Origin of the sequence: Pedobacter gandavensis (genome assembly GCF_032678745.1) — a bacterium.
Lineage (GTDB): Bacteria > Bacteroidota > Bacteroidia > Sphingobacteriales > Sphingobacteriaceae > Pedobacter > Pedobacter gandavensis_C.
This window is the reverse complement of record NZ_JAVTST010000002.1, coordinates 793,645-814,975: the sequence shown is the minus strand read 5'-3', so window position 1 is coordinate 814,975 and position 21,331 is coordinate 793,645. Positions and strand designations below refer to the sequence as shown.

Below are 21,331 nucleotides of genomic sequence, written 5' to 3'. Positions count from 1 at the left end.
GAAAAGGAGGTGTACTTTTTTCAAACGGCTCCGTCTTACAAGTAATGAAGGACATGGAAAGGCAGAAAATAGAAATCATCTTAGTTAAATTTGCCAGAGGAGAAGCCTCTGCGGAGGATCATATGGTATTTAATCAATATCTGGAACAATTAGATGATGATGCCTATGAAGATTTACTCTCTGCCTATCAGAAGCGGCTTAGCGATGCCCTGGATTATGACTTACCCGATCCATTATTACTGGCTAAAATAAAAGATAAAGCCTTCCCGGAAATCGCTAAAAGACACAAATTGAAAAGTATTTACCGATATGCAGCAGCAGCGATTGTTCTCATTAGCATGTCTGTTGGGCTATACCAGTACCGGAATTCTTTTGATGAAAGGCCGGTTACTTATGGAAACCACACCGACTATAGTATAAAAACTCCGGGTAATACAGCTGTGCTAACATTGGCTAATGGTACTGAAATTAGTCTTACCGATGCTAAAAACGGTAAAATTGCAGAGCAGTCTGGAATAAAAATCACTAAAACTTCCGATGGGCAATTGGTTTATGAAATAGAGGAGGGACAGCCTGCTAATCCTTCAAAAAAGCTTCTTGCCAGCAAGCCCGTGTTTAACCTTATTTCTACTCCTTTGGGAAGCAAATATCAGATCAACCTTCCCGATGGAACCAAAGTATGGTTGAATGCAGCTTCCAGCCTAAAATATGCACCCCAGTTTATGGGGAAAGAAAGAATAGTTACCCTAACAGGAGAAGCCTATTTTGAAGTGGCAAAACATGATGGTATGCCTTTTAAAGTAATGAGCCGTGGACAAGCAGTAGAAGTTTTGGGAACTCATTTTAACATCAATGCTTATCAAAATGAGTCGGCAGTAAAAACCACCCTGGCAGAGGGAAGTGTTCGGGTAAATGTTGATGCTGTAAATCAAAAACAACCATCCAGCAGCCAGCAAAAAATACTCGTACCTGGTGAACAGGCTATTTTAGAACATGCTGGATTGAGTGTAAAAAAAGTGGATTTGCAAGAAGTAATGGCCTGGAAAGACGGGTACTTCTCGCTTGATGAAGACCTGAAAACGATCATGAGAAAGATAGAACGCGTATACAATGTAGAAGTCGTTTATCAGGATGATATTGAAAATGTGGAACTCGGCGGGATAGTTTCTAAATCTAGAAACCTTGCTGATATCTTGAACATACTCGAATCAACAGAGAAATTTCGATTTAAAGTGGAAGGAAGGAGGATCATCGTTATGAAATAACCTTTACACCTCGAATCGTTGGACTGAATAAAACCAGGAGCGTTGGAGCGCTCCCGGTTTAAATCGTTCAGGCCCGTTCAATAATAAGATTGAGAATCAACTACTGATGAATTGCCGGCGCATTTTATTGTGACGGCTTTTGTCTTAAACCTAAACAAACCAAATGTATGAAATTTTACGATCCTAACTCGTATAGGGCGTCCTATGTCAAGGACAAGATATTACTAACCATGAAATTAACCCTGTTATTGAGTTTTACGGTGCTGCTGCAAGTCAGCGCCTCCACCTATGCTCAAAATAAAATTACGCTTTCCAGAACCAATGCATCCTTAGAGCGGGTATTAAAGGCAATTGGAAAACAAAGTGGATATGATTTGGTTTACATCTCAAATTCCATAAAAAACGCCAACCCTGTAAATATTAATGTCGATAAACTCTCTTTAGAAGAAACGCTGAAAAAAGTTTTTTTAAATCAGCCATTAGTTTATACCATTAAAAACAATATCATCACTGTCAAAGCCGGTAATGTTGTTCCTTCTTTTCCAGCACAAATGATCATCATGAATGATGCTTCCGGAAAAGTATTAGATGAGACTGAACAAGGCATTCCTGGAGCAACGGTAAAAGTAAAGCGCTCCGGACAGGGGGTCATTACAGATAGTCAGGGAAGATTCTCTCTGAAAGGGTTGTTAAATGACGACATCCTGATCATTACCTATGTTGGTTACCATACTCAGGAAGTTAAGGCGGCGAATAATCTGATGATTAAATTGGTTCCTTTTTCCAAAGAATTGGCCGGGGATGTGGTGATTGTTGGTTATGGCAAGCAAAAGAAAGCAAATGTAACTTCTTCCGTCGCCCAGGTAACCAGGGAAGAAATCAATAGCACACCAGGTGCAAGTTTACAGAATATGCTGACTGGCAAAGTGACCGGGCTAACCACCCTGCAACGAACCGGACAACCGGGAAATGATGCCGCACAGATTTATGTGAGGGGAGTGAGTACGCTTTCAGGCTTCTCCACAGCGCCATTGATCCTGGTAGATAACATCGAATATGAACTGAGTCAGTTCGCTATGATTGACCAGAATGAAATTGAAAATGTTTCCATTCTGAAAGACGCCGCTTCTACCTCCATTTATGGGATTAAAGGGGCAAATGGTGTGATTCTTGTAACCACCAGAAGAGGGAAGCTGGGTAAGCCAGTGATCAATGTCAGGTCGGAAATTGGGGCAAATCTAGCCATATCTCCATTTAAAGCGCTAGGGTCATATGATGCAGCGTTATTGCGTAATGAAGCACTGAAAAATGACAATCTTGACCCTCAGTTTACGCAGCAGGATCTGGATCTTTTTCAGTCAGGAGCTGACCCCTACGGGCATCCGGACATCAACTGGTACGATAAAGTTTTCGGGAAATCAGCGCTGCAAACAGACCATAATGTGGATATATCCGGCGGTACCGAAAAGGTGAAGTATTTTACTTCGGTTGGCTATCTGTTTCAGGATGGTTTATTCAATGATATTGAGTATAAAGGAGCAATGCCTGTTCCTGATAAATCGCCAATCAATACCAATTACTATTTTAAACGTTATAAGTTCAGGTCCAATTTAGATATTGATGCTACGCCATCCCTTAAGTTAAGCCTCGATTTAAACGGAACCTTTAGTGAAAAGAATGCGCCTGATGTTGGGAACTTAGGTTTCCAGATGACGCAATACGAATATGTGAACTCCTATGCTTACCCGGTATATAATCCTGATGGGAGCTTTGGCTTTGCCAACCCCGCGGTTTTCTCGCCAAGAGATGGGATGAACAGTGTAGCCGCGATCGTTGCCTTAAGCGGGTACAACAGAAATTTCAATAATTTCCTGAGTTCCAACTTTTCTGCGGTTCAGAAGTTAGATGCCATTACCAAAGGCCTTTCTTTGAAAGGGCTTTTTGCTTATTCAAATAACAATTCAGCCAGACGAACGCTAAGCAGAGGAGCAATCCCTTCATTTTATTACAACCCAGTAGATGGTAGCTATACCCCGAAAGACATTAATGTCTACAGGGTTTCTCCACTTAGCCTAGGCTATGCCGCAGCTGAAACAGATCTTCCAGCTAAAATTATTACTTATCAGGGGATGTTAACCTACCAGCGCACTTTTGGAAATCATGATGTTGCAGGGCTTTTACTTTATAACCGCTCCAGTAAAATTGTTGCCGCAAGGCCACCAAATAACTTCCTTGGCTATACTTTCAGAGGGACCTATAATTTTAAGGAAAAATACCTGTTTGAACTGAGTGGAGCCTATAATGGGTCCTCCAATTTTACCTCCCAAAAGCGATATACCTGGTTCCCTGCAGTCTCTGCCGGCTGGAACATTTCCAAAGAATCTTTTATGGAAAAAGCCTTGCCATTTGTAGAGATGTTTAAGTTCAGAGGATCTTATGGTTATACCGGAAGTGATGATATTGCGGGGTATCAATATGGCTATGAAAGTTTTTATAGCAATGGTCCAAACTACAATCTTGGAGAAACAGCCAATTCATTTCCTACCATATATGAAGGCAAGCTTGGAAATAATGATGTAACCTGGGCAACAGAGCGTAAAGCAAATATCGGATTGGATTTCTCTATGTTCAGTGGGAAACTGAGTGGAAGCTTTGATTACTTTGATAATTTCAGGGACAAGATTTTGATCAACCGCCGTACGGTACCTTCCTCTTTTGGTGTACCAACTTCAACTTTACCCCCGGTAAATTTGGGTGCAGTATCTAATAAAGGGTTTGAAATCGAGTTGACCCATAAATCCAAAATCGGCAACCTGGGCTATAGCATAAAGACAAATTTCAGCTATGCTAAAAATAAAATCGTCTTTATGGATGAGCCTGAGCCGGATGCTTCAAAACCATGGCAAAAGGGAACCGGCTTATCCGTAGGACTAGCTAAAAAATACATCTGGACCGGACAGTTTTATACACAAGATGAAGTGAACGATCCGGCAACACCAAAACCTTCAGGAACCATTAAAGCAGGTTGGCTAAAGTATAAGGATCTCGACGGAAATGGAATCATCAACGTCGAAGATATGGCATTTGTAGGCAATCCAAATGTCCCGAATACGGTTATAGGAACCACCATTGGCTTCGATTACAAAGGCTTTAGCATTTCCATGCTTTTCCAGTCTAACTTAAATGGCGAATCTTATACCGGTTTTGACTCTGCGGTTCCTTTCAAAACACAGTTGCAGGAATTCCACAAAGACAGATGGACCCAGGAAACTGCTACCACCGCAACATTCCCTGCTTTGACCACTACGTTTGCAGGAACTTACATGAATCCACAGGGGAATCTGTCCACTTTCTGGGCTACCAGCACCAATTTCCTGCGTCTGCGTTCTGCTGAGATCGGATATAGAGTCCCAAAAACATTTGCGGATAAATTAGGAATGAGCGCAGTTCGCATTTATGCCAACGGATACAACCTTTTTACCATCTCCGATTTTTACAAACGCTATCAGTTTGACCCTGAAGTGGCCAGTGATGTTTACGGATATGTTTATCCAACCACGCGATTAATAAACATTGGATTATCGGTAACGCTTAAATAGGACAATTATGAAAAAGATATATTATACACTTACGATAGGTATTGCCCTTATTCTGGGGCTCACAACAGGATGTAAAAAAGCAAATAGTTTCTTAGATAGTCAATCCACTAACGACCTGGATGAAGCATCGGTCTTTGCCGATAGTGCCAGAACTTCTTCTTTCCTGCTTGGGATTTATGGACGTATAGGTTTTGAATCGGATCCAGTAGAAGTAAATTCGCTCGGTGCCCCCTTCACTGCAGCAACTGACGAAGCGGAATCCCGTTGGCCAGGTGGACAAAATGTACCCATTCAAATGTTTCAAGGAAGCTTCGGAACAGGTTTTATCAATGCAAATAATCAAAACTGGACTTTTTTATATACCGGAATAAGAATGGTAAATATCTATCTTAAAAATGTAGATAACGCACCTTTATCCGCCAGTTTAAAGGCAAAGTCGAAAATGGAAGCAAGGTTCTTAAGGGCCTATTTTTATCATTTTCTGCTTAAATTTTATGGCGGTGTACAATTGGTTGGAGATCAGGTTAAAGGCCTCTCAGATGAGAATACCGATCCAAGAGCCAGTTTTGAAGCCACTGTCAATTATATTGTTTCTGAACTGGATGCAGTTGCTGCTCAGTTGCCGGAAAGAAATCAAGGTCTTGATTATGGAAGAATCACCAAAGGAGCAGCATTGGCACTTAAAGCAAGGGTGTTACTATCTGCCGCAAGTCCGCTGTTTAACGGAGGAAGCCTTTCTACTCAGGGAGATATTATTCCATTAACTGCCTACCCGAATGCTGATGCCAGCAGATGGCAGAAAGCAATGGACGCCAGCAAGGCCGTAATGGACCTGAATCAATATCAGTTGGTAGAAGACAATGTGACCAGACCTGGAAATGGTTTTTATAAAATGTTTCTGGATAGGGTGAATACCGAGGCGATTCTTCAAAGGATGAACGGGAATAATAAACTGTATGAGAGCAATTGGCTACCACCAACCAGAGGGGGGACGTTTTTAATTTATCCTTCTCAGCAGTTGGTGGATGCTTTCCCAATGAAAAACGGAAAACTCAAAGGAACACCAGGCTCAGGTTTTGATGCCACAAATCCATATGCAAACAGGGATCCTCGTCTGGACTATACGGTGATCTATAACGGAGCAATGTATTTTGATGGCCGCGTAAACGCAATGGCTCCGGTTTTTACCCATGTTGGTGCTGCACAAGATGGAATACAAGCTGCAACGGCTAATACCGCAACAAATACCGGGTATTATTGCCGCAAAATGTGTGATGAACTGGTTTATGGAAATAGTCCAGCCAACACCCAACGTTGTCAACCGCTGATTCGATATGCTGAAATTCTGTTGAACTATGCAGAAGCTGCAAATGAAAGCGGACAAACCAATATTGCCTTAGATCAGTTGATAGCCTTGCGCAAACGAGCAGGAATAGATGCAGGAGCAGACAGTCGTTATGGAATTCCATCCTCATTATCGGTAAATGAGGCCAGACTGCTAATTCAAAATGAACGATTTATTGAGCTGGCTTTCGAAGAGCATCGCTACTTCGATTTAAGAAGATGGAAGCTCGGTGCTGAATACGATGGTAAATTTCTGAAAGGAATGAGAATTACAAAAACAGGTAATACTTATACCTATGCGGAAATCAACGTAAGAACCGCCCGTTACTTCAAAGTAAACAGCTATTTATTCCCTATTCCTACTTCAGAAATTAGTATTAACAGGGAAATGAAACAAAATCCAGGATGGTAGTCCATCCGAATTTTGCTATTTATCAATCAATCTTAAACCCTAACTCATGATCTCATATTTATATCATACCATACAACGCCATAGGCAATCATTATTGCTGCAGACGGGCCTGGTTATTTTTTTAGTCAGCAACTTGAATGCGCAGGAAAAAACAGATAGCCTGAAGTTAAGACAGGTGAGCGCTGTTGCTGTTCTGGAAGGTGGAAAAGTATTCACTGCCAACCCAACGAGTTCAATTTATAATGCTTTATCAGGTAGAATGGCTGGATTGTACACCCTTCAGACGACTGGCCAACCTGGTCTTGATGCAGCAACTCCATTCCTTAGAGGAAGGGTGCCTTTGATAGTCGTGGATGGGATTCCCAGAGAGCTTACCGGGATTAATCCGGAGCAAATCGCTTCTGTAACCTTGTTGAAAGACGCTTTATCCACTGCAGTGTATGGCAATAGAGGCGCCAATGGTGTGCTGTTGATCAGTACAAAAAAAGGACAAAAAGAAGCAGGATATACCTTTGAAGCTAGCGCGCAAACGGGATTGAGTAGTAGTCTGAAAGAACGTAAAGCACTTTCTGCCGGCGACTATGCCACACTTTATAATGAAGCGCTCCGGAATGATGGTCGCCAGCCAATTTTTACGCCGGAAGCGATTGCCGGATATAAAAGCGGTGGCGATCCTTTCCTTTATCCCAATGTGAATTGGAAAGACCAGATTTTTAAAGACAATGCCCCCTTTTCCAGATTCAACCTGAACTCTGAAGGTGCCGATAAAAATGTCAATTACTTTATATCGCTGGACTACCTGAAGCAGGAAGGTCTATTGAGGCCACTTGCCCAAAACACCTATAATACCAATACAGATTATGAACGCTTTGTGTTCAGGACGAATCTGGAGATGCAGTTAACACCACGCCTAAAAGGAAGTCTTAATTTGTACTCCGGCATCGGAGATCAGAATTCACCAGGATCAACTGGCTTTGCAATTTATAACTCGATATTAAATACGCCTTCAAGTGCCTATCCTGTGTTTAATCCAGACGGATCTTTAGGAGGAAATGCCTTGTTCAGCAACAATATCTACGGCCAGTCGGTTTATAAAGGATACATGCGAACCACCAATAGTGATGGATTCGGGGATCTTAGCCTGACCAGGGAAATGGACGATGTACTGAAAGGACTATGGGTAAAAGCCAATGTATCTTTCTTTGCAAAATCAACACAGTTGATTGATCGGAGTAAGGCCTTTCAGACCTTTCAAACGCTGATCGATCCGGTTAGTGGACAAGCCATCTACCAACGCTATGGAACACAAACTTCTCAGGTAAATACTTCTGCTGTGATTTATAGAAGCCAACAGTTCTTTGCTGAAGGATCAGCAGGTTATCGCCACGATGCCAATGGAAATAAACTTGATGTGGTGATGGCTTATAATTTACAGAGTTATAGAAGTAATAGTCAGCTGCCTCAGAACTTTAACACGGGTAGAGTATCTGCAAACTATAGTATAAAAGATAAGTATATATTGGAGGCTACGGCTTCCTACAGTGGAAATAACTGGTATCAGAAAGGTAAACAATATGATTTTTACCCTGCTGCTGGATTTAGCTGGAATGTAAATAAAGAGGATTTCTTTGGTACTGATGGATTTCTGAATACCTTAAAACTGAGAACAACCTATGGTAAAGTGGGGATGATTGATCCACTTTATTACGCCTATTTGTATTCTTACATTAACACCGGAAATGTTTATTATTTCGGAACAGGCCCTTCAGCAGTACAAGGAAGTCAGGAAGTAGGCCTACCTACTTCAGTTACCGCTTCTAAATCAAATAAATTTGACGCCGGTCTGGATATGGAATTTGCCAGTAAAAGAGCTTACCTGCAAGCCGATTATTTCATCAACACCTTTTCAGATCTATTACAGGTCCGCGGACAAGCATCATCCTTGCTGGGGATTACCTATCCCCTGGAAAACCTAGGCAAATCAAAATTGTCAGGCCTGGAACTTACAGCCGGATGGAATGATAAAATTGGGGATTTTGGCTACCATCTGAGCGGTAATCTATCCCTTAACTATAGCAAGATTCTGGAAAATGATGAACCAAAAATGCCTTATAGCTGGATGTCCAGAAAAGGACAGCGAACAGAACAGCTCTATGGCTACCTGGCGGATGGTTACGTAGAAACGGCCGGTTCAGGTCCGGTTGTGGAAGGATACAAGTCTGTTCCCGGCGATATAAAATATAAGGATTTAAATAACGATGGCCTGATCAATCAATACGATGTAACTGCTATCGGAGGAAACAAACCCTTGGTCTATTATGGTTTTAGTTTGGGTTTTGATTTTAAGAATTTTGAGGTATCGGTTTTATTCCAGGGCATCACAAACCGGAATATGATGGTTACTGGTTTAGGAGAATGGGCTTTCCAGAATAATGGAACAGGAAATGCTTTTGAGCAACACCTGAACCGTTGGACAGCTGAAACCGCTACAACAGCTACTTACCCAAGACTATCAGTAGGGCCAAATATTAACAACAATGTCAGCTCTTCTTACTGGATTCAAAAAGCCAACTTTTTAAGATTGAAAAACGCCGAAATCGCGTACAAACTTGAAACTAGCTTCCTGAATAAAATTAAAGTGAAACAGGTTCGCCTGTTTGTAAATGGAGCCAACCTGCTCACTTTCTCTAAGATCAAGCGCTTTGATCCTGAAGGACTAAGTCTGGATTACCCTTTACAAAGGATGATTAACGGAGGTTTAACGGTTAAGTTTTAGTAGTTATAAACTGGAAAAAAATTATGAAAGCGACAAAAATTATAATCCTGTTATGTATGGGAATATTGGTTTCATCTTGCAAGAAATACGAAGAAGAGCCTAATGAATTGGTTAATCCGGATATCATTTACGATCAGTTTGATAAAAATGGTACTTTCGCCCAATGGGTAAGAAATGATCTTTATACCTATCTGCCGGATGGTTTCAATAGAATAGATAACGTAGTGCTGGATGCCGCAACTGACGATGCGGTAGCCTCGAGATACGGAAGTTCTATAGAATTATTGTCAAAATCCGGAATCACCGCCGGGACAAACCCAGACGATCGATGGGCCATTAGTTATGCATCCATTCGAAAAGTGAATATATTCCTGTCCAAGATAGATGTGGTGCCTTTTGATGCCGCATCGATTAAGTTCTGGAAGGCCGAAGCCCGTTTCATCAGAGCAATGAACTACTTTGAATTGCTGAAAAGATATGGTGCAGTTCCACTATTGGGAGATCAGGTGTTTGGATTGCATGATAACCTAAGCAATATTCCTAGAAATACTTTCGACGAATGTGTGCAATATATCCTGACAGAATGCGAAGCTGTTAAACCCCTTTTAAGAACAGAGCCAGTATTGGATACCTTCCTTGGAAGCATCACCAGAGGCGCAGCTTATGCTTTAAAATCAAGGTTATTGCTGTATGTGGCCAGCCCATTGAACAACCCTTCAAATGATCAGACAAAATGGCTCGCTGCGGCAAATGCAGCGAAAGACCTGATCAACCTAAATGTTTATAGCCTTACTCCAGCATTTACCAGTGCTTTTCTAAACAGGAAAAATTCAGAAGTAATTCTGGCTTATCAGAAAGGACAAAACAGAACGCTGGAAACTGCCAATGCACCGATCGGTTTTGCCGAACCAAATGCAAGTAATGGCTATGTAAATCCTTCCCAGAATCTGGTGGATGCATTCCCTATGAGCGACGGTAGGTCGATTGATGCGAGCAGTACAACAGTGCCTTATAACAGTCAGAATCCTTATGCCAATAGAGATCCAAGATTGGGATTAACCGTGTTCCATAATGGTGCAACCTGGTTAAACAGGCCTGTGGAAACATTTGATGGTGGTTTGGACAGACCAGGAGGGATGCGTTTACAAACACGAACAGGTTATTATATGCGTAAATTTCTGGGCGCTTTTGGTACTGCCACTGCCTATCAGGATCAAACGCATAACTTCCCGATTTTCAGATACGCGGAGATTTTGCTTAACTATGCCGAAGCGATTAATGAAACCGGAAATCAGGCTGAAGCATTGACCCAACTGAAGTTGATCAGAAACAGAGCAGGGATACCCTTAGGAACAGTTGTAGGTTATGCCCACGGATTAAGGACCGATCTTTCTCAGACTGAAATGCGCAAGGCGATTCAAAATGAAAGAAGGATTGAAATGGCCTTCGAAGAACAACGTTTCTGGGACATCAGACGATGGAAGATCGTTGATCAGGTAGGCAATGAAACAGTTAGAGGGATGAAGATTGTAAAACAAGGGAATACCTTTACCTATACGCCAATCGTGGTGGATCAGCTGCGGTTTATAGCGCCTAAAATGTATTTATATGCCATTCCATTGAAAGAAATACTGGCGGATCCTGCATTGACGCAGAATCCAGGTTATTAATATATACTAAGGGGGCAGCTTATCGCTGCTCCCTTTTAATGAAATCAAGAACATGAAAAAAGCAATTTTTACAGGACTGCTGACTGCCTTTACCCTGTTTTTACAAGCACAGCAAAAGCCAAATGTGGTGTTTATTCTGGCCGACGATATGGGCTATGGCGATTTGGGCGTATACGGTCAGCGGTTGATTGAAACCCCTAATATTGACCGCCTGGCAGCTGATGGAATGCGTTTCACACAATTTTATGCGGGAACATCTGTATGCGCACCTTCCAGAGCTTCCCTAATGACAGGCCTCCATACCGGACACAGCCCGATTAGAGGGAACTATGAAATTAAACCTGAAGGTCAATTGCCATTGCCTGATGCCACGTTTACCATGCCCGAAATGTTCAAAAAAGCAGGATATGTAACTGGCTGTTTTGGGAAATGGGGGATGGGATTCCCAGGTTCCGAAGGAGATCCTATAAAACAGGGAATTGATCAGTTTTATGGCTATAATTGCCAACGACAGTCCCATAATTTTTTTCCGGATCACCTTTGGGATAATGAAAAACGCGTAGAACTTAACAATACCGCAACACAACAAAATGATTACGCACCGGAAATGATTCAACAACGTGCGATGTCATTTATGGAAGCCAACCAGTCCAAACCGTTTTTTATGTACTTGTCCTATACTTTGCCACATGCGGCATTGCAATTGCCTGATGGTGATCCGTCATTAGAATACTATAAGAAAAAGTTTAATGAGCAGCCAAAGGCAGTAAAAAAAGAATGGGACGGAAAAGGGTACCAGCCGCAAGCTTATCCTCGTGCAGCTTATGCAGCAATGGTAAGCCGCCTGGATAACTATGTAGGCGCAGTAGTAGCTAAACTAAAAAAACTAGGCCTCGATAAAAATACCTTGATCGTCTTTACCAGCGATAATGGACCACATCGCGAAGGTGGAAATGATCCGGAGTTCTTTAACAGCAGTGCCGGATTTAAAGGAATCAAAAGACAATTAACAGAAGGAGGCATTAGGGAGCCAATGATTATTACCTGGCCAGGTAAGATTAAAAGAGGACAAGTATCCGATCATATTGGTGCTTTCTGGGACTTTCTACCCACTTTTTCAGCCCTCAGCGGACAACCAGGCCCCCCACAAACCGACGGCCTTTCTATCTTACCTACCTTACTTAAAAAAGGAAAACAGCAACAACACCCTTTTCTGTATTGGGAATTTCATGAAGATGGCGGCCGACAAGCAGTACGAATGGGAAAATGGAAAGCCATAAAAGAGCAGGTGATCCGGAACCCAAATGCTCAGGTTAAGTTATATGATCTTAACATAGATCCTCAGGAAACCAATGATTTATCGGCAACTTATCCGAATATCGCGAAACAAGCAGTGGAAATTATGCAAAGAGAACATGTAGAGCATAAAGATTTCCCTTTTATACCAAAAAAATAATAACGTAGGTAGGAATCGTAATGATTTTTCGTGAAATTTAAGCTCAAAACAAGAGGAAAACCTTGTATTAAAATTTTGATAGGGGCTGAATAAAGTTATATTTGAGTTTTAGTTGTTGACATAAACCAAATCATGCAAATTAATTCTATTGAAGAGTATCAAGAAACTTATAAGTTGAGCGTGGACCAACCTGAACAATTCTGGGCAGGTATCGCTGATAATTTCTTGTGGAGAAAGAAATGGGATAAAGTATTATCCTGGAACTTCTCAGAGCCAAACATCAAATGGTTCGAAGGCGCTAAGCTAAACATCACGGAAAACTGTCTTGACCGTCATTTAGCAGAAAATGGAGATAAACCAGCCATTATCTGGGAACCTAACGATCCTACAAAAGACAGTATTACCCTAAGTTATAAAATATTACATGAGCAAGTTTGCCGTTTCGCAAATGTGCTGAAGAAAAATGGTGTTAAAAAAGGCGACCGTGTGTGTATTTACATGCCAATGGTTCCTGAACTTGCCGTTGCAGTATTGGCCTGTGCCCGTATTGGTGCGGTACACTCTGTAGTTTTTGGTGGATTTTCTGCCAAATCTATTGCCGATAGGATCAATGATGCCGAATGTAAAGTAGTAATTACTGCCGATGGAGCATTCAGAGGAAACAAACAGATTCAATTGAAAGAAGTAATTGATGATGCCTTGATCGGTTGCCCGACAGTAGAAAGAGTAATCGTTCTAACACATACCAGAACACCGGTTTCCATGCTGAAAGGCCGCGACATTTGGTGGGAAGATGAAATTAAATTAGTAGATACCAATTGTCCGGCAGAAGAAATGGACGCCGAAGACTTGTTATTTATCTTATATACATCCGGTTCTACTGGTAAGCCAAAAGGGGTAGTACATACCATTGGCGGCTATATGGTGTATGCAGGCTATACTTTCTCTAACGTATTCAATTACCAGAAAGATGAAGTATTCTTCTGTACTGCTGATATCGGCTGGATTACCGGTCACTCTTATATCGTGTATGGCCCACTTTCTCAGGGAGCAACTACATTGATGTTCGAAGGTATTCCTACTTATCCTGATGCTTCAAGAATGTGGCAGGTAGTAGAAAAACATAAAGTAAATATCTTGTATACTGCGCCAACGGCAATTCGTTCTCTAATGAGTTTCGGATTAGAGCCTTTAAATGGCATCGATATGAGTTCTCTTCGCGTGTTAGGCTCCGTTGGAGAACCGATAAATGAAGAAGCATGGCACTGGTTTGATGAAAACATCGGAAAAGGAGAATGCCCAATCGTTGATACCTGGTGGCAAACAGAAACCGGTGGAATCATGATTTCTCCAATTGCTTTCGTAACGCCAACAAAACCAAGTTTCGCAACCTTACCTTTACCGGGGATTCAACCAATTCTGGTTGATGAAAAAGGGGTAGAAATTGAAGGTAATGGTGTAAATGGTAACCTTTGTATCAAATTCCCATGGCCAGGAATGCTGCGCACCACTTATGGCGATCATGAGCGTTGCAAGCTAACCTATTTCTCTACTTACGAAAACCTTTACTTTACTGGTGATGGTTGCTTAAGAGATGAAGATGGTTATTATAGAATCACCGGAAGGGTAGATGATGTAATCAATGTATCTGGTCACCGTATCGGTACTGCGGAGGTTGAAAATGCCATTAACATGCACGCAGGTGTAGTGGAAAGTGCAGTAGTAGGTTTCCCGCATGAGGTAAAAGGACAAGGTATTTATGCTTTCGTAATTTTCCCGAACATCCATAACGATGCTGACCTTACCCGCAAGGATATCCTGCAAACGGTAACTCGTGTAATTGGTGCGATCGCTAAACCGGATAAAATTCTTTTTGTAAGCGGATTACCTAAAACACGTTCAGGTAAAATCATGAGACGTATTTTAAGGAAAATCGCCGAAGGCGACATCAGCAATCTTGGTGACATCAGTACGCTGTTGGATCCAGCAGTTGTTGAAGAAATCATTGAGAAGTCTAAGAAATAGAAACCTTATAATTGCATCATACAAAAAGGCAGCTTTAGTAAAATACTAAAGCTGCCTTTTCTTTTAGCATCAAAATGAGTTCCTGTTTTTAGGAATTTGCTTACTGTGTAGAGGAAATACCGAATGATAATTTATCGATCTCCTTTACTTTAAAATGTTTCTTATACCAATCATTCAGCTCTTCTGTTTTGAACTTCTGCGCACTGTTCACACCCTTGATCAGTTTTTTTCCGGAAGCACTTCCATTTACGCCATCTCTAGCCTCATATAAAATGTAATCCACTACGATCTTATCCTGAGGTTTAGGGCCTTTAAAGGACAGGATCTTTCCATCCTTGCCAATAATGAAAGGAACCAGCGTGGAGCCTTCCAATGCATTTAGAAATGGATTGGAAATGTCGTTTTTAACTAAATAGTAGGAAGCTGTACCAGGATGTTTTTTTACAAAATCAAGCCATGATTTTTCATCTGTTCCAATAAATAAATCTGCAAAAACCACATCTGGATAGGCACTAAAGCGGGCCATCAGCTCTTTGTAATTCTTATCATTCGGTGGACGATTAGTAGTATCAGCCCAGGTATATAAATAAACAGTTTTTCCGGCTAGTAAATCCGCATAGGAATGCACCTTCCCATTTTTATCCTTTAACTGGAAATCTGAGACATTCATGTCGCTATGGTCGTCATATTTTTTGACCATTTTCTTAGCGATGCCTTTAATCATCATCGTACAGGATGATTGAGAAAGAAAGGCAGTAAATAATAATAAGTAGAGTAGTTTTTTCATCGGGTTCTGGTTAGTTTCAGGATTTTAATCTTAAGCTGAAGCTCATCCATTTTCCAGGAAAGCTTCCTATTAAAGATGATCAAAAGGGCCAAAACGTTACAGAAAATCAAACAAATAGTTTCAACAGCTGTTCTTTAGGTATCTATTTATTGTTAATCATTTAAAAAAGAAACTATGGATAAGTTGGAATTAAAAGGAAAATGGAATGAGATTAAAGGAAAAGTAAAACAAGCTTATGCCGATTTAACCGACGACGATTTGAAGTACGAAGAAGGTAAAGAAGATGAAATGTATGGTAAATTACAGCAGAAAACAGGAAAGACCCGTGATGAACTGGTGACCTGGATAAAGTCGCTATAGACATCATTAATTATAATTTAAAAAGGCGGATGACCATGGTCATCCGCCTTTTTAAATTAGAGAAAAACCTGATGCCTTTAGGAAAGGCTATTGGATCAGGTAAATTCAGGAATGGTTAATAACCAAAAATCTGTTCTAATGTCAACTTGTTGAACGTTCCGAATTTCTCCATATCTTCTAATTTCACCTTCTTATCAGAAGCAACGATACAGTAATTGTATGGCTTATTAGCCACACGTGCTGTATGGAAAGCTTTGATATCAGTAAATGTCAATGGTTTCAATTCATTGTATTCGTCAATTCTACCATCATGGTCGATACCTAGTTTTTTATTCGCAAAATAGGCTGCAATAATGCCATCCTTTGTGATTCTACTGGTTTCAATAGCATTCATAGCATTTGATTTCGAGGCTTCAAAAGATTTCTCTGATTCAGGAAGTTCATTTAACAACTCATTCATTCCTTTTACCGCATCATTCATTTTATCTGCCTGACTACCTACATAAGCAACCATCGCATATTGTTTGTCGTCGCGATCAGGGGCAGAGAAAACTGCGAAAGTCGAATAAGCCAAAGCTTTAGATTCTCTGATCGTCTGGAACACAATAGATCCCATACCACCACCAAAATAGCTATTGAAAAGGGTCACTTTACCTGCAAGATCTGCCTCATATTTACCGGCATTTCTTACCCAGCGAACCTCAGATTGTACCATGTCGTAATTCGCAAAATAAACCTGATTACCCGCATTATTAGTATAAACGAACTTTTTCGCCGATGGAGTAGCAACGAATGCTGCTGGCAACTGGTGTAACTTACTGATGTTTGTGCTGAAAGTATTCAGGTTCTCCGGACCATAATAAGTGATCGTATGCTGATAGTTTCTCAGGTTGTGTAAAATAGACAATAAATCAGCTGAGGTCATATTATTTACCTCCTGATTCGTCAAAGTAAAGTTGGTAGGATTCGTTGCACCAAATTGTGCATAGCTCATTAAACCACCTAAAATTGCCGCTTTATTTAACTTATTGTTTTCTCTTGATTTAAGGATTCTACTTTTCAATTCCGTTAAAGCTTGCTCATTGGCCTTACAATTGGTTAAAATGTGTTCCACTAAACTCACAGCTTTATCAAAATTCTCCTGTAAACCACTGATGTTAATAGTGGCAACTTCGTTGCTCACATTAAAAGTGTAATTACAAGCAATGTTATAGAATTCCTTGCTGATTTGTTCAGCACTATATTTATCTGTAGCTAAGAATGAAAGATATTGAGCTGCATAAGGCATCAATTGATTGTTATATGCACCCATATCAAAGCGATAGGACATACGGAAAATGCTATTTTCTTTATTCTCTACGCTGATCACTTCTGCAATACCTGCTTTACCGAAATTAAGATCCTTTTGGAAATCCAGGAATTTAGGCGCAATAGCTGCAGAGGGCACTGCTAATAAATTTTTAGCAAATGGAGAAGTCTCTGTGGCATTGGTTTGTACCGGAGTAATGGCCGGTTTTTCCACCTTAGCAATACTCTTATCTTCTCCTTTATGTTTGTAAGTCACCACATAGTTATCTTTGAAAAACTGATTAGCAAAGTCAATTACTTGTTTTTTAGTGATTTTTGCCATCGCATCCTGTCCGTTTAGAGACTTGTCCCATTTAGTCGCACGGTTTAGGATAAACTCATTTGTAACGGCTTCCACACGGAAACCATTGTCATCAAATGATTGCAATAAGCTCAGTTTTTGATTCGCAACAGTTGCTTTAATCAGGCTTTCATCGAATTCTCCTTTTTTAAGGATATTCAATTGATCCAATAACAATTGTTTGGCCTGCTCTAAAGTCTGCCCTTGTTTAGGCTGTGCGGTTAGGAAGAAAATACCATAATCTTTCATCTGTTGATAACCTGCAGATGCACGAAGAACTTTTTGTTGTTTATTTAAGTTGATGTCTAATAAACCTGCTTTACCATTAGAAAGAATGCTGGAAATCAAGTCTAGCAACATGCTTTGTTGCGTATTTTCTGCAAAACCTCTGTAAGATAACCTCACACTCTCCGCACTCGGACCATAAATGTCCAGTTTCTGGATTTTAGTTAATGGCTTTTCTGGAGCTGGTTGATACAATTCTACCGGTTTAGCTTTCATGAAAGAAAAAGCCTGATCAACTTTTTTGATCATCTCATCCGGGTTGAAATCTCCCGCCATGGCGATGGCCATATTATTTGGTACGTAATATTTATTATAATACTTTCTGATTTCTACCAAAGAAGGATTCTTTAAGTGTTCTACCGTACCAATTGTGGTCTGCTGACCATAATTATGCGTTGGGAACAACAACTCTGCAGTTTTCTCATTGATCTTCCAGGAATCATCATCTAAACCTCTGTTTTTCTCCTCATAAACTGCTTCCAGTTCGGTATGGAAAATACGGAAAATAGGGTTGCGGAAGCGCTCAGCTTGTAAAGCAAGGAATTTATCCGTCGCATTTGAAGGGAAATCCTCATTGTAAACTGTTTCTTCATACCAGGTATGTGCATTGGTAGATTGCCCACCAATTGCTTTCATCATCTTATCGTATTCATTTGCGATAGAATAATTGGAAGCTTCACCGGAAGTTTTATCAATCTGTGCATAGATTGCTTTACGCTTAGCCGGATCTGTAGTTTTGTTGTATTGCTCATAAAGCGCATCAATCTTATCCAATAATGGCTTTTCTTTTGCGAAATTCAAGGTGCCAAACTTATCGGTTCCTTTAAATAATAAATGCTCCAGGTAATGTGCTAATCCAGTTGCAGAACGAGGGTCGGTATTACTCCCAGCGCGTACACTCATACGGAATTCAATAGTTGGTTCTTTTGTATTTGGAGACAAAATCACAGTTAAACCATTTTTTAAGGTATAAAAACGTGATTTTGTCGGGTCATTGGTCACATACTTATAAGTATATCCACCCGAACTGGCTGTTTTCCACTGGAAACCGGATTGAGCCATTATACTCGATCCTGCAATTAAGAAGCAGACGAATAGTAGTAGTTTTTTTTTCATATTTAAATAAGTTATAATTCAAATATAGTTGGAATTAGATTAATCCTTAACATTCTATCTAATTCTCGTATTTTTGTACACATGAAGAAGCAAAATTCAAAACCTAACATATTAGTAGTAAATGACGATGGAATCACAGCACCGGGAATTAAGAACCTGATTGAAGTGATGAGAGAGCTGGGGAATGTGGTGGTAGTTGCACCAGATGGTCCGCAATCTGGAATGGGACATGCCATTACCATCGGAAAACCACTGCGTTTTGATCGCGTTGATCTTTATGAAGGCGTAGAAATGTACAAGTGTTCAGGAACTCCTGTAGACTGTGTAAAGCTGGCGGTAAATAAGATCTTTAAAGGTCAGAAACCGGATTTATGTGTGTCGGGGATTAACCATGGTTTGAACAACTCCATCAATGTGATCTATTCAGGAACAATGTCTGCTGCGGTAGAAGGCGCGATTGAAGGAATTCCTTCTATTGGGTTTTCTTTAGATGACTTTTCGGAAGGTGCCGACTTCAGTCACTGTAAGAAATTTATTAAAGTCATCTCTGAAGAAGTATTGAAAAACGGATTGCCACTGGCAACCTTACTCAATGTAAACTTCCCAAAAGGACCGGAATTAAAAGGAATAAAAATCTGCCGTCAGGCAAATGCAAAATGGGCAGAAGATTTCGACGAGCGTAAAGATCCTTACCAACGTCCTTATTACTGGTTAACCGGTGTGTTCCAGAATAACGATAAAGGAGAAGATACTGATGTATGGGCATTGGAACATGGTTTCGTATCCGTTGTCCCTGTACAATTCGATTTAACGGCACACCATGCCATCCCTGTATTGAACAGCTGGACATTTGATGTTTAGAAGAGTTAAAGATTCGGTATTTATAGGACTGGGAGTCGGTATTCTGGCTCCCGGTATTCTTGGTAGCATTTCCTGGTACCTCATGCAGCGTTATGCTTTTTTGGCCAAGGCGGATCTATTACTCATCGCCTCTATTGCCGTTAATGCTTTATTACTCCAATACTTTTTTAAACTTAACAAGGAAAATACCGGTAGGGGTATCATCAGTGCGACCTTCCTTTGGGCATTCCTTTTCTTTTTCTATAAAATCAACCAATAATGAGATACTATTTAGTAGCTGGAGAAGCCTCCGGAGATTTACACGGCGCCAACTTAATGAAAGCCTTAAAAGCCGAAGATTCAGCTGCGGAGTTTCGCTATTATGGGGGTGATAAAATGAAAGCAGAAGGAGGAGAGTTGAAAAAACATTATGCAGAAATGGCCTTTATGGGCTTTACTGAGGTGTTGATGAACTTAAGAACCATTTTCAGGAATATGAAAGCCTGTAAAGCGGATGTATTGGCTTACCAACCAGATGTATTGATTCTGATCGATTTCCCAGGTTTTAACCTGAAAATTGCTGAGTTTGCGAAAGAAAATGGCATTAAGGTCGCTTATTATATCTCTCCTAAAGTATGGGCATGGAACCAGAAAAGGGTGTTGAAAATCAAAAAGATTGTAGATAAACTATTCTGTATCCTTCCTTTTGAAGTCGATTTCTACAAAGAATGGGGCATGGAAGTGGATTATGTGGGCAATCCTTTACTGGATGAAATTGCACAGTTCAAACCAGATCCGGACTTTAAAACAAAATACCAGCTCCATAAAGATATTATCGCCTTATTGCCAGGCAGCAGGAAACAGGAAATCGAAAGATTACTTCCTGATATGTTAAGTGTAACCAGCGCTTTTCCTGATCAGCAGTTTGTAGTGGCTGCAGCACCTAGTTTTGAGGCCGCCTATTACCAGCAATTTATAAATACCGCTAATGTGACCCTTGTTTTCGGACAAACCTATCAGTTGCTTCATGTGGCCAAAGCAGCCATCGTAGCCTCCGGTACAGCAACCCTGGAAACGGCTTTATTTCATGTACCACAGGTAGTCGTATACCGTGGAGGGAAAATCTCAGTCGCCATTGCCCGTATGCTCGTTAAAATCCGCTTTATCTCCCTGGTAAACCTGATTATGGACCGAAAAGTAGTCACCGAATTAATCCAGGAAGACTGTAACACCCAACAAATCACAAGTAATGTAAAAGGCTTGCTCGAAGGGGAGGTTAGAACGACCATGTTGGCCGATTACGCAGAATTATCAGCGAAAATGGGAACAGCAGGTGCTTCCGAACGTACTGCAAAACTCATTATTTCCTACTTAAAAGGGCGTTAAACACCTCAAAAACCTGATTTACATTTAGTTTCACATATTATTTGATATTTAGGAATTATTCTTTATCATTGATTTAGTAAAACGTATTAGTACATTACTATGCTTTTAATAAAACGATCATTAACCAAAATATAACCAAATATGAATGATTCTACTTTTATTGCAGTTCCCGCCGATTATTATTTAAAACGTATTAGCTCAACTTTTTAGCGGAAATCCCACAATTATTAAATTGAATTGATCCCTTTTATCCAAGGGAACCTGATTTCAACATCGGGGAGGGAATCCTATGCTTTTTTAATAAAACGAATTACTAAAACCAAATAGATCAGATTGTTTCAATAAACCAATGTGTATGAATA

At 40.5% G+C, this 21,331-nt stretch carries 13 protein-coding genes; 11 read left to right on the top strand and 2 right to left on the bottom strand.

From position 1 onward, the window contains the following. The first annotated feature begins 53 nt into the window (after nt 1–53). The 7 genes from R2S10_RS11205 (at nt 54) to acs (ending at nt 14,547) form a co-directional block, all read left to right on the top strand. Nucleotides 54–1,265: a FecR family protein gene (locus tag R2S10_RS11205; protein ID WP_316840532.1), complete on the top strand. Its 1,212-nt coding sequence runs from the start codon at nt 54–56 to the stop codon at nt 1,263–1,265. Between the two features lie 230 nt (nt 1,266–1,495). After that, on the top strand, nt 1,496–4,864 hold the full coding sequence (locus tag R2S10_RS11200) for a TonB-dependent receptor (RefSeq protein WP_316840531.1): 3,369 nt from the start codon (nt 1,496–1,498) through the stop codon (nt 4,862–4,864). A 7-nt stretch (nt 4,865–4,871) separates the two neighbouring features. Next, entirely contained in the window at nt 4,872–6,620 is a 1,749-nt protein-coding gene (locus tag R2S10_RS11195) for a RagB/SusD family nutrient uptake outer membrane protein (protein ID WP_316840530.1), read from the top strand. A gap of 46 nt (nt 6,621–6,666) precedes the next feature. Further along, nucleotides 6,667–9,396, top strand: a complete 2,730-nt coding sequence (locus R2S10_RS11190; RefSeq protein ID WP_316840529.1) for a SusC/RagA family TonB-linked outer membrane protein — start codon at nt 6,667–6,669, stop codon at nt 9,394–9,396. A gap of 56 nt (nt 9,397–9,452) precedes the next feature. After that, on the top strand, nt 9,453–11,066 hold the full coding sequence (locus R2S10_RS11185; protein ID WP_316840528.1) for a RagB/SusD family nutrient uptake outer membrane protein: 1,614 nt from the start codon (nt 9,453–9,455) through the stop codon (nt 11,064–11,066). A 52-nt stretch (nt 11,067–11,118) separates the two neighbouring features. Beyond that, the gene (locus R2S10_RS11180) at nt 11,119–12,522 is read left to right on the top strand and encodes an arylsulfatase (RefSeq protein ID WP_316840527.1); all 1,404 of its coding nucleotides are present in this window, start codon (nt 11,119–11,121) and stop codon (nt 12,520–12,522) included. Between the two features lie 132 nt (nt 12,523–12,654). After that, nucleotides 12,655–14,547: an acetate--CoA ligase gene (acs, locus tag R2S10_RS11175; RefSeq protein WP_316840526.1), complete on the top strand. Its 1,893-nt coding sequence runs from the start codon at nt 12,655–12,657 to the stop codon at nt 14,545–14,547. Nucleotides 14,548–14,647: 100 nt separating this feature from the next. On the opposite strand, the gene R2S10_RS11170 is transcribed toward acs, so the two are convergent. After that, on the bottom strand, nt 14,648–15,334 hold the full coding sequence (locus tag R2S10_RS11170) for a hypothetical protein (protein ID WP_316840525.1): 687 nt from the start codon (nt 15,332–15,334) through the stop codon (nt 14,648–14,650). Between the two features lie 174 nt (nt 15,335–15,508). Between R2S10_RS11170 and R2S10_RS11165 the strand changes: the two genes are divergently transcribed. After that, complete coding sequence (locus tag R2S10_RS11165; protein ID WP_182961655.1) at nt 15,509–15,694, top strand: CsbD family protein; 186 nt, start codon at nt 15,509–15,511, stop codon at nt 15,692–15,694. 115 nt (nt 15,695–15,809) lie between these two features. Here R2S10_RS11165 and R2S10_RS11160 read toward each other — a convergent pair whose 3' ends face one another. After that, nucleotides 15,810–18,743: a M16 family metallopeptidase gene (locus R2S10_RS11160; RefSeq protein ID WP_316840524.1), complete on the bottom strand. Its 2,934-nt coding sequence runs from the start codon at nt 18,741–18,743 to the stop codon at nt 15,810–15,812. An 81-nt stretch (nt 18,744–18,824) separates the two neighbouring features. On the opposite strand from R2S10_RS11160, the gene surE reads away from it, so the two are divergent. The 3 genes from surE to lpxB are packed head-to-tail and all read left to right on the top strand — an operon-like array spanning nt 18,825 to nt 20,969. After that, nucleotides 18,825–19,604, top strand: a complete 780-nt coding sequence (surE, locus tag R2S10_RS11155) for a 5'/3'-nucleotidase SurE (protein ID WP_316840523.1) — start codon at nt 18,825–18,827, stop codon at nt 19,602–19,604. After that, a complete protein-coding gene (locus tag R2S10_RS11150) occupies nt 19,597–19,863 on the top strand; it encodes a stationary phase survival protein SurE (protein WP_316840522.1) in 267 nt (88 codons plus the stop codon). The genes surE and R2S10_RS11150 overlap by 8 nt, the downstream gene beginning before the upstream one ends. Next, on the top strand, nt 19,863–20,969 hold the full coding sequence (lpxB, locus tag R2S10_RS11145; protein ID WP_316840521.1) for a lipid-A-disaccharide synthase: 1,107 nt from the start codon (nt 19,863–19,865) through the stop codon (nt 20,967–20,969). The genes R2S10_RS11150 and lpxB overlap by 1 nt, the downstream gene beginning before the upstream one ends. Nucleotides 20,970–21,331 lie beyond the last annotated feature (362 nt).

Excerpts from the sequence above, each read along its gene's own strand:
- R2S10_RS11205 (WP_316840532.1), top strand. The coding sequence starts at position 54 with ATGGAAAGGCAGAAAATAGAAATCATCTTAGTTAAATTTGCCAGAGGA.
- R2S10_RS11200 (WP_316840531.1), top strand. The coding sequence starts at position 1,496 with ATGAAATTAACCCTGTTATTGAGTTTTACGGTGCTGCTGCAAGTCAGC.
- R2S10_RS11195 (WP_316840530.1), top strand. The coding sequence starts at position 4,872 with ATGAAAAAGATATATTATACACTTACGATAGGTATTGCCCTTATTCTG.
- R2S10_RS11190 (WP_316840529.1), top strand. The coding sequence starts at position 6,667 with ATGATCTCATATTTATATCATACCATACAACGCCATAGGCAATCATTA.
- R2S10_RS11185 (WP_316840528.1), top strand. The coding sequence starts at position 9,453 with ATGGGAATATTGGTTTCATCTTGCAAGAAATACGAAGAAGAGCCTAAT.
- R2S10_RS11180 (WP_316840527.1), top strand. The coding sequence starts at position 11,119 with ATGAAAAAAGCAATTTTTACAGGACTGCTGACTGCCTTTACCCTGTTT.
- acs (WP_316840526.1), top strand. The coding sequence starts at position 12,655 with ATGCAAATTAATTCTATTGAAGAGTATCAAGAAACTTATAAGTTGAGC.
- R2S10_RS11170 (WP_316840525.1), bottom strand. The coding sequence starts at position 15,334 with ATGAAAAAACTACTCTACTTATTATTATTTACTGCCTTTCTTTCTCAA.
- R2S10_RS11165 (WP_182961655.1), top strand. The coding sequence starts at position 15,509 with ATGGATAAGTTGGAATTAAAAGGAAAATGGAATGAGATTAAAGGAAAA.
- R2S10_RS11160 (WP_316840524.1), bottom strand. The coding sequence starts at position 18,743 with ATGAAAAAAAAACTACTACTATTCGTCTGCTTCTTAATTGCAGGATCG.
- surE (WP_316840523.1), top strand. The coding sequence starts at position 18,825 with ATGAAGAAGCAAAATTCAAAACCTAACATATTAGTAGTAAATGACGAT.
- R2S10_RS11150 (WP_316840522.1), top strand. The coding sequence starts at position 19,597 with ATGTTTAGAAGAGTTAAAGATTCGGTATTTATAGGACTGGGAGTCGGT.
- lpxB (WP_316840521.1), top strand. The coding sequence starts at position 19,863 with ATGAGATACTATTTAGTAGCTGGAGAAGCCTCCGGAGATTTACACGGC.